Genomic DNA, 12,948 nt, shown 5'->3' with positions numbered 1-12,948 from the left:
CGCGGCCCCGCCCCGTGGGGGGGGGGCACTTATAAATAACACCTCCCCCCCCCCCCCGAGGCCGGGAGGTCAGCCCTCGGACTTCTGGACCGCGTGCCCGCCGAACTGGTTGCGCAGCGCCGCGACCGCCTTCATGGCGGGCGAGTCCTCCTGGCGCGAGGCGAACCGGGCGTAGAGCGCGGCGGTCATGACCGGGGCCGGGACCGCGTTGTTGATCGCTTCCTCGATGGTCCACCGGCCCTCGCCCGAGTCCTGCACGTAGCCGCGCAGCTCGGCCAGCTCCGGGTCCTCGTCGAGGGCGCGGACCAGCAGGTCGAGCAGCCAGGAGCGCACGACGGTGCCCTGGCTCCAGGCCTTGATCGTGGCCGGCACGTCGGTGACCACGTCGGAGGCGGCGAGCAGCTCGAAGCCCTCGGCGTAGGCCTGCATCAGGCCGTACTCGATGCCGTTGTGGACCATCTTCGCGTAGTGACCGGCCCCGACCGGACCGGAGTGCGCGAAGCCCTGGTCGCGCGGCCCCTCCGGGCGCAGCGCGTCGAAGATCGGCATCGCGCGCTCGACGTCCTCGGCATCGCCACCGGCCATCAGGCCGTAGCCGTTCCGCGCACCCCACACGCCGCCGGACACACCGACGTCGACGTACTTGATGCCGTTCTCGGCGAGCAGCGCGGCGTTGGCCTGGTCATCGGTGAACTTCGAGTTGCCGCCCTCGATCACCAGGTCACCGGCGGACAGCAGCCCGGACAGCTCCTCGACGGTCTGCCGGGTCGGGTCGCCGTGCGGAACCATGATCCACACGATCCGCGGACCGGACAGCTTCTCGACCATCTCCGCCACGGACGCCGCGTCGCTGACGTCCGGGTTGCGGTCGTACCCCACGACCTCGTGACCGGCGGCCCGCAGCCGCTCGCGCATGTTGAAACCCATTCGGCCGAGGCCGACAAGCCCGAGTTGCACTGGAACTCCCTATCCGAACTGTGTGTCGACTTGTGGAGGTCGGCGCGTGGCCGGCCGCGCTGCGGGCGAACCCGCTGAATCGATCTGGCCGGAGCCTACGACCGCGGCCCCGGACGGCCGCCCGGGTGGTGCGCCGGATGTGAGCCGCGCACCACCCCGAGGCGGACCGCCGCGATCGGGGCGGACGTCAGCCGGGCAGCCGGACCGGCATCAACAGGTACAGGTAGCCCTCCTGGACCTGGCCGTCGTCACCGATCGGCTTGATCAACGCCGGTCGGTTGGCGGTGGTGAACTGCAGCTGGGCGCGCTCCGACTTCAGTGCGCTGAGCCCGTCCTGCAGGTACGCCGGGTTGAACGCGATGGTCAGCTCCTCGCCGCCGTCGAGCTCGATCGGCAGCTCTTCCTCGGCGCTGCCTTCGTCGTCACCGCCGGCGGACAGCCGCAGCAGGCGGTCGGAGAACTCGAGCCGGACCTGCGTGCCGCGCTCGGCGACCAGCGACACGCGCTTGATCGCCTCGGCCAGCGGCGCGACGTCGATGTTCGCGGTCAGCGCGGTCTCGGAGGGCAGCAGCTGGCGGTACTTGGGGAATTCCGCGTCCAGCAGGCGGCTGGTGTTCCGCCGGCTCGTGCCGGACAGGCCGAGCAGTCCGTCGCCGGAGGCCAGCGAGATCTCGACCTTGCTCGCACCGGCGCCCAGCGTCTTGGCCGAGTCCGCGAGCGTCTTGGCCGGGACCAGGACCTGGGTGGGCTCGATGCTGGTGCCCGGCTCCCAGGTGATCTCGCGCATGGCCAGCCGGAACCGGTCCGTGGCCACCATCGTGAGCTTGTCCGCGTCGATCTCCATCCGGATGCCGGTCAGCATCGGCAGGGTGTCGTCCTTGCCGGCGGCGATGGCGACCTGGCCGACCGCCTCGCTGAACAGGTCGGTGGGCACCGAGCCGACGTGCTCGGGCATCTCCGGCAGCGCCGGGTAGTCCTCGACCGGCATGGTCGGCAGGCTGAACCGCGAGCTGCCGCAGGTGATCGTCACCCGGGAACCGTCGACGGTCAGCTCGACCGGGCGCGCCGGCAGCGCCTTGGTGATGTCGGCCAGCAGGCGCCCGGAGACCAGGGTCTTGCCGCTGGCGTCGATCGAGGCGTCGATGGTGACCTGAGCCGAAACCTCGTAGTCGAAGCCGGAAATGGTCAGCGCTTCCCCGGTACTCGCATCGAGCAGCACCCCGCCCAGCACCGGAACCGGTGGCCGCGACGGCAGGCTGCGCGCGACCCAGGCGACGGCGTCGGCAAGACCGTCACGCTCCACGCGGATCTTCATGGGTGTCCTTTCGGTTTCAGCCGTGGCTCGGCTGCCGAGAACTGTGTCGAGCCGTGCGCGGCTGGAAGGTTCGGTGTGCTCCGCATCGGGGGCGAAGCGACCCGCATCGAGAACGGCCTGAACTTCGCGAGGAGTTCGGGCAGGGGCTTCTCGCTGCGGGAGTTCCACCGTAGAGCGTGCTCACGGATCTCCGCATCCGGGTCGGGGCACTCGGTCCGAGCCGGATCGAGCCGAGAGGCCGCGAGTTGTCCACTTATCCACCGCCCCTAGTTCTCTTTTTCTTTTTTCTTCAAAGAGAAGAAATGTCCGCAGTAGTAGTAAGGCCTGTGAGTTGTGGGGACAACCGTCGTTTGGGCTGGTCGAGTGGCCTGCGCCGGTGTGGATGGCCACTGGAAGTAACCGGGGACTGCGACAGCCGGGTGGTGGACAACTTCTGGCCGCATCGAGTTCCTCCACAACCATCCCCAGTTGTCCACACCCCCATCCACAGTCGGACCCCCGGTTGTACCCATCCCCGGGTGGATCGAGCCTTCTCCACCCGTCGGGTTGTGGGCAGAGTTGTGGGAACTCTGTTGGCAACCGGTCCGAACCATGTGGGCAGCCTGTGCACAGCTTGTGGATGGGGTGGGGAAAAGGGCTGGTCAACCCTGGGGATCGTTTTTCTGTGGACAGCCGGCGGTTCCGGCCGGTTTTCTGCCGCCGGGGTGAGGCGAAGCCCACGGGCCCCGGCAGAAAAGTTCTGGCTGTGAATGTTCCCGGTCCCACGCACCGCGTTCGGATGAACACTGGAAGTGGTGAAGTTGGCGCCCAACCCTTGCGCACGGGCGTCCGGGAGCCCCCGCAGGAGCGCGATTCTTTCTGCTCCACCCCTCCGGCCGGACCTCACCAGCCGATCAGAAACCCCGCGACTCCCCTCCCGGGGACGAAAACCGCAACATTCGCGCGTCGAAAACCGGGGTTTTCGACGCGCGAAAACCCCGTTCTTCGACGCCGGCGCCTCCGGGCGGGTGTCGGGCGCGGGGGTGGGGGCGCGTCGTGGCGGCGGAACTTTACTGCTGGAGCGGGTGGCTCGGAGCAGGCCGCGCTACCAGAAAGTTCGAGCGCGCGCGGGCCAGGGAATCACACCGGGGGACCCGAAAAATGCCGTCAGCGGCCAAATGAGCGGCTGACGGTGTAAAAGTGCAGGTCAGAGAGTCGGCTTGAACGCCTCGGAGCGGGCCTGCAGCGCGGAAGCGGACGCAGGACGACTCGGACGGCGGTTGCCCTCGGCGAGGTTCGGTGGTTCAGCGGGACTGCTGCTTGATGCGGGCGGTGAGCTCCTGGACGTGCTCGTACACGCGCCGGCGCTCGGCCATCTCCTTGCGGATCTTCTTGTCGGCGTACATGACGGTGGTGTGGTCACGGCTGCCGAAGTACTGGCCGATCTTCGGCAGCGACGAGTCCGTCAGCTCCCGGCACAGGTACATCGCGATCTGCCGAGCCTGGGCCAGCGCCTTCGTCTTGCCCGGTCCGCACAGGTCGTCGATGGTCACGCCGAAGTAATCCGCGGTCACCGCCATGATCGTCGGCGCGGTGATCTCCGGGGTCTGCGAGTCCGGGATCAGATCGCGCAGCACGATCTCGGCCAGCTGCAGGTCGACCGGCTGCCGGTTCAGCGACGCGAACGCCGTGACCCGGATCAGCGCGCCTTCCAGCTCGCGGATGTTGCGCTCGATGCGGGAAGCGATGAACTCCAGCACGTCGGCCGGCGCGTTCATCCGGTCCTGGGCCGCCTTCTTGCGGAGGATCGCGATCCGCGTCTCCAGCTCGGGCGGCTGGATGTCGGTGATCAGGCCCCACTCGAAGCGGGTGCGCAGCCGGTCCTCCAGCGTGCGCAGCCCCTTCGGCGGCCGGTCGGACGACACCACGATCTGCTTGTTCGAGTTGTGCAGCGTGTTGAAGGTGTGGAAGAACTCCTCCTGAGTACCTTCCTTGCCCTCCAGGAACTGGATGTCGTCGACCAGCAGCACGTCGACGTCGCGGTAGCGGCGCTGGAACGCCACCTGCCGGTCGTCGCGCAGCGAGTTGATGAAGTCGTTGGTGAACTCCTCGGTCGAGACGTAGCGGACCCGCATCCCCGGGAACAACCGCTGCGTGTAGTGCCCGACCGCGTGCAGCAGGTGCGTCTTGCCGAGACCCGACTCGCCCCAGATGAACAGCGGGTTGTACGCCCGGGCGGGCGCCTCGGCCGCGGCGACCGCGGCTGCGTGCGCGAACCGGTTCGACGAACCGATCACGAAGGTGTCGAAGGTGTACTTGGCGTTGAGCCTGGTCTGCGACGTCGGCGGCGCGTGCTTGGGCGCCGTGAACGGCTGGCCCTGCTGCGGCTCGGCCGACGGGATCGTCTGCGAGGTCTGCACGCCCGGGGTGCTCTGGGCACCCGGGCCGTTCTGGCCGCCGGGACCGCTCTGGGCCCCCTGACCTCGGCCGAAGGTCGGCCACACGCCCTCGTCGGCGGCCTGCTCGGCGGGTTCGGGAGCCTCCTGCTCGGCGGGCTCCTCCTCGGGAACCGCGTCCGCCTCGGCTTGCACCTCGGGTTCCGGCTTGGCCGCGGGCGGCTTGGGGATCTCCCCGTTGGGCCACTTGAACTCGGCCGTCGGGAAGTCGATGTTGGCGGCCGGAGCCGGGTGCGGTTCCGGCGCGGCGTGCTTGCCCTGCCCCTCCGAGCTGCGCGTTTCCGGCGCTCGCTCCGGGGTGTTCCGGGTGTCCGGCGTGCTGGGCACGATCGGGATCGAGCCCGTGTGCCCGATCGAGCCCGTGTGGGCGGTGTGACCGTAGGAGCTGTCGCCGCCGAAGCCGGGCACCGAGATGTAGCCGGCCGGGGACTGCTCGTCCCCTCCGCGCGGGCTCCAGGTCTCGGGCGCGGGCGCGGCGACCGGACGGGTCGGCGCGGGCACCGCGGTGTCGACCTTGACGGCCAGCGAGACGTCGCGGCCGAGGCGGCGGGACAGGGCATCGGTGATCGGGTCGCGCAGCGCGCGCTCGATGGCTTCCTTCGCGAAGTCGCTCGGAGCGGCCAGCAGCGCGGTCCCGTCGAGCAGGCCGATGGGGCGGGTGACCCGCATCCACGCGCGTTGCTGCGGCGAGAGCGTGCCGGAGGACAGCTCCTGCACCACCTCTTCCCAAACTCGACCGAGATCGGCTTGGTGGTCGGACACCGCCTGCTCCCCTCCCCTCGCTTGATGCTCCCCGGTTGCGACCCGGGTCCCCAGCCCTCACAGTTGCACGGGCAGCGGGTACCACGGGACAGGTGGGCGACTCGATGGACACACGTGTCCACAGAGTTGTCCACAACGTGTGTATGAAGGTACGGCAGGCCGCTCCGGTGTCTCCCCCTGGGGCCGTAGTACCCACTGCGATCGAGGTCAGTCCCCCTGACTGCCGACCGATGCTCCCACCCACCGGCCGCGCCATCGCAGGGAGGCACGCTAACAAGCGGCGGGCGCCGCCACAAGCAGATCCCGGGGGCCTCCCGGTGATCGTGATGTGGCAGGCTGTTGTTCGTCGACGAGCGGTGATCCGATCACCTGCGCTGACCTGGATCTTCACCCGGCGACCTCGCTTCGCCGGGACCGGTGGCCTTCGTTATGGCGCCGAGACCGCTGGAAGCCACCCCGGCTGTGCACCCGCTGTTGGCTCTGACGTACCCTCTTACAGTCCCCCGCTTGTGCAGCGGGCATGTCGGCGCGCCGACATCACGCCCGGCCTTGCGGCTCTCGGTCCGCACCTGCGGACCTGCGGGTTGAAGAACCGGGGACACCAAGACCGAACCGTGGTTCACAAGCGACCATCGGTGCCTGTAGTAACCGGGAGATCCGACCGTGAGCAAGGGCAAGCGCACTTTCCAGCCGAACAACCGCCGCCGTGCCAGGAAGCACGGGTTCCGGCTGCGCATGCGCACTCGCGCCGGCCGGGCCATCGTGGCCGCGCGCCGTCGCCGGGGCCGCGCGCAGCTGTCTGCCTGATCGCGTCCGGCCGTGCTTCCCACGGCAGCCCGGCTGACCAGGAACCAGGACTTCCGCCTGGTGGTCCGTCGTGGTCGTCGGGCCGGACGTCCCCGACTGGTGGTTCACGTCCTGCGCCCGGACCAGCACCGGGCTCGAGTGAGTGAGGCCCGGCCGGAGGCTCAAGCTAATACGGCACCCACCCGGGACTCGACTGCTTCGACCCGGGTGGGTTTTGTCGTAAGCAAGGCCGTGGGCGTGGCGGTGGTCCGCCACCGCGTCGCCCGCCGTCTGCGGCACCTGATGCGAGACCGCCTCCCCGACCTGCCCGCTGGCACACTGGTGGTGGTCCGGGCGCTGCCCCCGGCAGCGGACGCGTCCAGCCGAGAGCTGGGATCGGACATCGACGCGGCGCTGAAGAAGCTCCGCGTTCGATACCTGGAGGGCCCGGACAGCGGTTGATGGCGGGGTTGTAGGAGATGGCACCGGAAAGTCGGCATGACGATACGCATGACGAAAGTCCTGCGGGTCGGAAGGCCGGTGCGCCCGCGTGGCTCCTGCTCGGCCCCGTCCACGCCTACCGCAAGGTCATCTCCCCGCTGCTGCCGCCGATGTGCCGGTTCTACCCCAGCTGCAGCGCCTACGCCGTCGAGGCGCTGACCACGCACGGGCTGTTCCGCGGCGGATGGCTCACCCTCCGCAGGCTCCTGCGCTGCGGACCCTGGCACCCCGGAGGACTGGACCCGGTCCCACCACCCCGTGAGCGGCGAGCCGGCATTCGCCTTCCCGACCAACCCGCCGAGGAGTAGCCCGCGTGCTGGACTTCATCTACTACCCCGTGTCGGCCATCCTCTGGTTCTGGCACAAGGTCTTCGGGTACGTGCTCGAACCGTCGAGCGGGTTCGCCTGGGCGCTCTCGGTGATCTTCCTCGTCTTCACGCTGCGCGCGCTGCTGTTCAAGCCGTTCGTGCACCAGGTGCGGTCGATGAAGAAGATGCAGGAGTTCGCTCCCCTCGTCCGGGAACTGCAGGAGAAGCACGGCGACGACAAGCAGAAGCTCGCCGCGGAGATGCAGAAGCTCCAGACCGAGCAGGGCTTCAACCCGCTGTCCGGCTGCCTGCCGATGCTCGTGCAGATCCCGGTGTTCATCGGCCTCTTCCACGTCCTCAACGGGTTCAAGCCCGGCGCCCCCGGCAACTTCGTCTTCAACGCGGCCGACGTCGCCTCCTTCGTCGAGGCCGACCTGTTCGGCGCGAAGCTTTCCAACACCATCAGCCAGGCGCCCGAGGTGCTCGCCACCTTCGGCACCGACCGCGTGGCCATGATGACCGTGGGCGTCCCGCTGATGATCGCCGCCGCGATCGCCACCCACTTCACCGCCCGGCACTCGCTGCAGCGCCAGAGCGCCGACGCGGCCGCCAACCCGCAGGCGGCGATGACCAACAAGCTGATGCTGTGGATCTTCCCGATGTTCGCTATCGTCGGTGGTCCGTTCCTGCCGCTGGCCATTCTGATTTACTGGCTCGCCAACAACTTCTGGACGCTGGGACAGCAACGAGTGGTGTACCGCCGGATCGATCGCGAGGAGGCTGCGTCCGCTGACGCGCCCGCGGTCGTCGAATCCGCCGCCGTGGAGTCGACCGTCGAGTCGACGACCGGCGACACCACCGCTGAGAAGGCGTCCGCTGACCAACCCGGTGAGATCCCCGGGGTGATCGAAGACCGCGCTCGCGATGCGGACAAGCCGGGCGAGACCCGCTGACCGCATCACGAACCCCTGGAGAGGAGACACCCAGTGTCTGAAACTGTGCAGGAGAGCCCGGCCGTCGCCGAGGCCACCGACTCCCCCGCCACCGACGAGTCCTCCCCCGAGGCGGCTTCGGCCGAGGTGTCCAACACCGAGGCCCTGCTGGTGCAGGAGGGCGACATCGCCGGCGACTACCTCGAACGGCTCCTCGACCTGCTCGACTACGACGGCGACATCGACCTCGACGTCGAGGCCGGCCGCGCGGTGGTGAGCATCGACGGCGGATCCGACCTGGAGAAGCTCGTCGGCGGCCGCGGCCAGGTGCTGGAAGCGCTGCAGGAACTCACCCGCCTCGCCGTCCAGCAGGACACCGGCGTGCGGTCCCGCCTCATGCTCGACGTCGCCGGCTGGCGGGCCGGTCGGCGCGAGGAGCTGTCGGAGATGGGCCGGTCCTCGGCCGAGGAGGTCCTCAAGACCGGGCAGGCCGCCCGGCTCCGGCCCATGACGCCGTTCGAGCGGAAGATCATCCACGATGCCGTGGCGGCGATCGATGGGGTGCACTCGGAGTCCGAAGGAGAAGAACCCAGCCGCAAGGTCGTCATCTTCAAGAGCTAGGGATCTTTCACTCCCCTGTTTGGTGCCCCTGCCGGACTGGTCCGGTGGGGGCACCTTTGTGTCCTGGTCCGGTTTACTGATCAAGAACTCAGTGGTCTCTTTGCTCGGCGGTGCCAGAAGCGGAACCTGACACGCCTTCTGGCTCCGGGATCCGAGGCTTGTGTATGCCAATACACGGCACGTCGGCTGTCCTCCCCAGAAGACGTGTCAGAACCCGCGGCGGTGTCGGCTGCTCAGGTGGGGTAAGGAGAAATCGGCTTCGCCGGTTGCGTGGTACTGAGAAACCACCTTCGGCGGTTGGGTTGGTTGCGGTCCTGGGGTCTTGGCGCGATGGTTTTGCAACTCTGGTCTGGCTGAATGGTTGGTGCGTTCGCTGGACTCGTTCGGCGTGTTTCACGTGAAACTGCGGGTTGGTGCATGACGCTGGATGTGGATCCGGCAGGCTAGACGCGAAGTCTTCGGTTTCACGTGAAACAGCGGGGTGAGTGTCTTGACCGCAGGGGTGCCCGAGGCGGCGCGGGTCGTTTTCGGTGAGCGGGTGGAGCTGGCGGAGAGGTTCGCCGAGTTACTCCAGGAGCACGGAATCCGCCGCGGATTGATCGGTCCCCGCGAGTTGGATCGACTCTGGGAAAGACATCTGCTGAACTCTGCTGTGATTGCGGAGTTGCTCCCCCCTGAAAGCCGGGTTGTCGACGTAGGCTCAGGGGCGGGGTTGCCGGGCATCCCGTTGGCGATCGCTCGCCCGGATCTCACCCTCACCTTGCTGGAGCCGATGGCTCGGCGGGTGACGTGGTTGCAGGAAGTCATCACCGAGCTGGCACTCACCGTTGAGGTGGTGCGTGGTCGTGCCGAGGAGGGTCCGGTGCGCGAACGACTGGCCGATCAGGACGTCGTGACCGCGCGCGCCGTGGCGCCGATGGAACGGCTCGCGAAGTGGTCTCTCCCGCTGCTGCGACAGAACGGCCTCCTCCTCGCCATGAAGGGCGAAAGCGCGGCCGAGGAACTCGAACGGGATGCGGCGGCGATCGCTGCGGCCGGTGGCGGTCGTGGCGAAGTCAAATCATGCGGTGTCGGCGCACTGGAGGTGCCGACGACCGTTGTCGTGGTGGAGCGGGTCGCGGCGGCCCGAACCTCGTCCGGTCGGCGTCGTGACGCACGTCGAGCGAGAAAGGAACGTGGACGGTGAATCCGGAGGAAAACGGAGCGGGTCGGGTTTCACGTGAAACAAGGGGGCGCGCGATGGGCGCCATGCGATTCCCCTCCGGCCCGGAGAGCAACGCCATGAGCTTCGGCCGGGACGACATCGGCTGGACTCCCATCATGGAGGAGGCGCAGCGCGCGACGCGCGTCCTCCACCCCGACGAGCTGGACCTCCCCCGGCCCAAGAACCGGCGGATCATCACGGTGGCCAACCAGAAGGGCGGCGTCGGCAAGACGACGTCCACGGTGAACCTCGCGGCCGGTCTCGCGCTGCACGGGCTCAAGGTACTCGTGATCGACCTCGACCCTCAGGGCAACGCGAGCACGGCGCTGGGCGTCGAGCACCGCGGTGGCGTCCCGTCGGTCTACGAGGTGCTGCTCGGCGAGATCAGCGTGGCGGACGCGGCGGCCAAGAGCACGCAGTCCGACAACCTGTTCTGCGTGCCCGCGACGATCGACCTCGCGGGTTCGGAGATCGAGCTCGTCACGATGGTCGCCCGCGAGGGCCGCCTCAAGGAGGCGCTGAACGCCGAGGCGGTCGAGGCGTTGGACTTCGACTACGTCTTCGTGGACTGCCCGCCGTCGCTCGGCCTGCTCACGGTGAACGCGTTGGTCGCGGCGCACGAGGTGCTGATCCCGATCCAGTGCGAGTACTACGCGCTGGAGGGCCTGGGCCAGCTGCTCCGCAACATCGAGCTGGTGCAGTCGCACCTGAACCCGGCGCTGTGGGTCTCGACGATCCTGCTGACCATGTACGACGGTCGCACCAAGCTCGCGGATCAGGTCACCGCCGAGGTGCGAGGTCACTTCGGTGATCTCACCCTGAGAACCGTGATCCCGCGTAGCGTGAAGATTTCTGAAGCTCCGGGCTTCGGTCAGACGGTTCTGACCTACGATCCGGGATCACGAGGCTCGATGAGCTACCTGGACGCGGCGCGAGAGATCGCGGAGCGGGGTGCCGAAAGGAAGACAGCATGACCGAGCGACGAGGTGGTCTGGGACGCGGTATCGCCGCGCTGATCCCGAGCGCTCCCCCGGCGGGTGCCGATGGCGCCACGCTGGGCGGGGTGACGTCCGGGGTTCGCGGTGGGCCGGCGTACGGAACTCCCGAGCAGAGCTCCCCTGTTTCACGTGAAACCGAGGAGACGGTGCAGGGATCCGTGGCCGGTGCCGTGTACAAAGAGATCCCCATCGCGTCGATCACTCCCAACCCGAAGCAGCCTCGTCAGGTCTTCGACGAGGAAGCGCTCAACGAGTTGGAGCACTCGATCCGCGAGTTCGGGCTCATGCAGCCCATCGTGGTGCGCGAGATCGAGGACGATCAGTACGAGCTGATCATGGGCGAGCGCCGGTGGCGCGCTTCGCAGCTGGCGGGTCTGGAGGAGATCCCCGCGATCGTCCGCGAGACCAAGGACGACGCGCTGCTCCGGGACGCGCTGCTGGAGAACATCCACCGCGTGCAGCTCAACCCGCTGGAGGAAGCGGCCGCCTACCAGCAGCTGCTCGACGAGTTCGGCGTCACCCACGACGAACTCGCCGATCGGATCGGGCGGAGCCGCCCGGTCATCACCAACACGATCCGGCTGCTGCGTCTCCCCCTGGAGGTGCAGCGCCGGGTGGCGGTCGGGGTGCTCTCGGCCGGTCACGCCCGCGCGTTGCTGAGCCTGGAGGACGTCGGGCACCAGGAGGACCTCGCGAAGCGGATCGTCGCGGAGGGGCTGTCGGTCCGCGCGACCGAGGAGCAGGTGACGCTGAAGAAGTCCGAGGGCCCGGCGAAGGAGAAGGCCGCCGCGAAGAAGCCGATCCAGGCCCCCGGCTTCGATCGGCTCGCGGATCGGCTCGCGAACCACTTCGACACCAAGGTGAAGGTGACCCGCGGGACCCGGAAGGGCAAGATCACCATCGAGTACGGGTCGGTCGATGATCTTGAGCGCATCGCGGAGATGATCTTGGGTCAAGAGGCCCGCGGAATCAGCGAGGAATGACACCAGGGCTTTACGTCACGGTGACGATGACGTTCCGTCATCACATGGGCCGATATCGGTGACGATCGGCTACCGACGAAAAAGCGGCGGACTCCACGGAGTCCGCCGCTTTTGTTTCACGTGAAACAGGCGCGAGTCACGCGCCGCGCTTGATCGCCCGCTCGACGAGTCCGGCGTAGGTCTCCCCGAGCGACCGACCGGCCGCCTCGACCGCCATCGGCAGCAGCGAGGTCTCGGTCAGGCCCGGCGACACCTTCGCGTCGAGGAAGTGCGGGACGCCGTCGGTGTCGATGATCGCGTCCGTCCGGGAGATGTCGCGGAGCCCGAGCAGCTTGTGCGCCGCGATCGCGAGCTCCCCCGCGGCCGCCGCCGTGTCGGCGGAGATGTCGGCCGGAGCCCGGTAGTTGGTGAGCCCGGCCGTGTAGCGAGCCGTGTAGTCGTAGACGCCGTCGGCGGCCTCGATCTCGACGGCCGGCAGCGCCTCCGGCCCGTCCGGGCCCTCGACGACGGTGATCGCGACCTCGGTCCCCTCGATGAAGCGCTCGACGAGCACCGCGTCGCCGTAGGACAGCGCGCCGACCATCGCGGACGGCAGGCCCTCGGCGTCCCGCACCACCTGGGCGCCCAGACCCGAGCCGCCCTGGTCCGGCTTGAGCATCAGCGGGAGGCCGAGCTTGCCGACGAGCGCGTCGAGCACGTGCTGGGCCCCCAGCTCGCGGAAGGTCGCGTGCGGGAGAGCCACCCAGTCCGGCGTCGTCAGGCCCGCACGGGCCAACTCAGCCTTGGCAGTGGGCTTGTCCCAGGCGCGACGCGAGGCGTGCGGCCCGGTGCCGACGTAGGGGATGCCGAGCATGTCCAGCACGGCCTGCACGGAGCCGTTCTCCCCCTCCCCTCCGTGCAGCGCGATGACCACGGCGTCCGGGCGCTCCTCGGTGAGACGTGACAGCAGGCGCGCGTCCGCGTCCCACTCCGCCACGGTCATGCCGACCGAGCGCAGCGCGGCGGACAGCCGGCGGCCGGAACGCAGCGACACGTCGCGCTCGTGCGAAAGCCCACCGGCGAGCACGGCAACCCAGCGATCAGACACTCTTCAAGCACCTCGGAAAAGTAGCGGTCCACCGCACCCGGAGAGGCGCAGTGGACCGG

Annotated in this window: 12 protein-coding genes; 8 read left to right on the top strand and 4 right to left on the bottom strand. The window is 68.7% G+C overall.

Features of this window, described 5'->3' with window-relative positions; genetic code table 11:
- Window positions 1–69: 69 nt before the first annotated feature.
- The 3 genes from gnd to dnaA all read right to left on the bottom strand — a co-directional run bounded on the left by gnd (window position 70) and on the right by dnaA (window position 5,469).
- Entirely contained in the window at window positions 70–957 is an 888-nt protein-coding gene (gene gnd, locus QFW96_RS22175; protein WP_281457622.1) for a phosphogluconate dehydrogenase (NAD(+)-dependent, decarboxylating), read from the bottom strand.
- Between the two features lie 187 nt (window positions 958–1,144).
- Window positions 1,145–2,272, bottom strand: a complete 1,128-nt coding sequence (gene dnaN / locus QFW96_RS22170) for a DNA polymerase III subunit beta (protein WP_281457621.1) — start codon at window positions 2,270–2,272, stop codon at window positions 1,145–1,147.
- A 1,283-nt stretch (window positions 2,273–3,555) separates the two neighbouring features.
- Window positions 3,556–5,469 carry a chromosomal replication initiator protein DnaA gene (gene dnaA, locus QFW96_RS22165; RefSeq protein ID WP_281457620.1) on the bottom strand — a complete coding sequence of 638 codons (1,914 nt, stop codon included), beginning with the start codon at window positions 5,467–5,469 and terminating at the stop codon, window positions 3,556–3,558.
- Window positions 5,470–6,132: 663 nt separating this feature from the next.
- Here dnaA and rpmH point away from each other — a divergent pair.
- The 8 genes from rpmH (at window position 6,133) to QFW96_RS22125 (ending at window position 11,802) form a co-directional block, all read left to right on the top strand.
- A complete protein-coding gene (gene rpmH / locus QFW96_RS22160) occupies window positions 6,133–6,276 on the top strand; it encodes a 50S ribosomal protein L34 (RefSeq protein ID WP_125092573.1) in 144 nt (47 codons plus the stop codon).
- Between the two features lie 12 nt (window positions 6,277–6,288).
- Window positions 6,289–6,717 carry a ribonuclease P protein component gene (gene rnpA / locus QFW96_RS22155; RefSeq protein WP_281457619.1) on the top strand — a complete coding sequence of 143 codons (429 nt, stop codon included), beginning with the start codon at window positions 6,289–6,291 and terminating at the stop codon, window positions 6,715–6,717.
- A 17-nt stretch (window positions 6,718–6,734) separates the two neighbouring features.
- Window positions 6,735–7,064 carry a membrane protein insertion efficiency factor YidD gene (gene yidD, locus QFW96_RS22150; protein WP_281457618.1) on the top strand — a complete coding sequence of 110 codons (330 nt, stop codon included), beginning with the start codon at window positions 6,735–6,737 and terminating at the stop codon, window positions 7,062–7,064.
- A gap of 5 nt (window positions 7,065–7,069) precedes the next feature.
- Window positions 7,070–8,017 carry a membrane protein insertase YidC gene (gene yidC / locus QFW96_RS22145; RefSeq protein WP_281457617.1) on the top strand — a complete coding sequence of 316 codons (948 nt, stop codon included), beginning with the start codon at window positions 7,070–7,072 and terminating at the stop codon, window positions 8,015–8,017.
- A 33-nt stretch (window positions 8,018–8,050) separates the two neighbouring features.
- The gene (locus tag QFW96_RS22140) at window positions 8,051–8,617 is read left to right on the top strand and encodes a Jag family protein (RefSeq protein ID WP_281457616.1); all 567 of its coding nucleotides are present in this window, start codon (window positions 8,051–8,053) and stop codon (window positions 8,615–8,617) included.
- 490 nt (window positions 8,618–9,107) lie between these two features.
- A complete protein-coding gene (gene rsmG, locus QFW96_RS22135) occupies window positions 9,108–9,803 on the top strand; it encodes a 16S rRNA (guanine(527)-N(7))-methyltransferase RsmG (protein WP_281457615.1) in 696 nt (231 codons plus the stop codon).
- A 62-nt stretch (window positions 9,804–9,865) separates the two neighbouring features.
- Window positions 9,866–10,795 carry a ParA family protein gene (locus QFW96_RS22130; RefSeq protein WP_281457632.1) on the top strand — a complete coding sequence of 310 codons (930 nt, stop codon included), beginning with the start codon at window positions 9,866–9,868 and terminating at the stop codon, window positions 10,793–10,795.
- A complete protein-coding gene (locus QFW96_RS22125) occupies window positions 10,792–11,802 on the top strand; it encodes a ParB/RepB/Spo0J family partition protein (RefSeq protein WP_281457614.1) in 1,011 nt (336 codons plus the stop codon). Before QFW96_RS22130 ends, QFW96_RS22125 begins: the two co-directional genes overlap by 4 nt.
- A 136-nt stretch (window positions 11,803–11,938) precedes the next feature.
- On the opposite strand, the gene QFW96_RS22120 is transcribed toward QFW96_RS22125, so the two are convergent.
- Window positions 11,939–12,889 carry a D-alanine--D-alanine ligase family protein gene (locus QFW96_RS22120; protein WP_281457613.1) on the bottom strand — a complete coding sequence of 317 codons (951 nt, stop codon included), beginning with the start codon at window positions 12,887–12,889 and terminating at the stop codon, window positions 11,939–11,941.
- Window positions 12,890–12,948: the final 59 nt, after the last annotated feature.

The sequence above is a fragment of the Saccharopolyspora ipomoeae genome (assembly GCF_029952525.1).
Lineage (GTDB): Bacteria > Actinomycetota > Actinomycetes > Mycobacteriales > Pseudonocardiaceae > Saccharopolyspora > Saccharopolyspora ipomoeae.
This window is presented reverse-complemented; position numbering and strand designations above follow the sequence as displayed.

Coding starts and splice junctions, on each gene's coding strand:
- dnaN (WP_281457621.1), bottom strand. CDS start 2,272: ATGAAGATCCGCGTGGAGCGTGACGGTCTTGCCGACGCCGTCGCCTGG.
- yidD (WP_281457618.1), top strand. CDS start 6,735: ATGGCACCGGAAAGTCGGCATGACGATACGCATGACGAAAGTCCTGCG.
- QFW96_RS22130 (WP_281457632.1), top strand. CDS start 9,866: ATGCGATTCCCCTCCGGCCCGGAGAGCAACGCCATGAGCTTCGGCCGG.
- QFW96_RS22125 (WP_281457614.1), top strand. CDS start 10,792: ATGACCGAGCGACGAGGTGGTCTGGGACGCGGTATCGCCGCGCTGATC.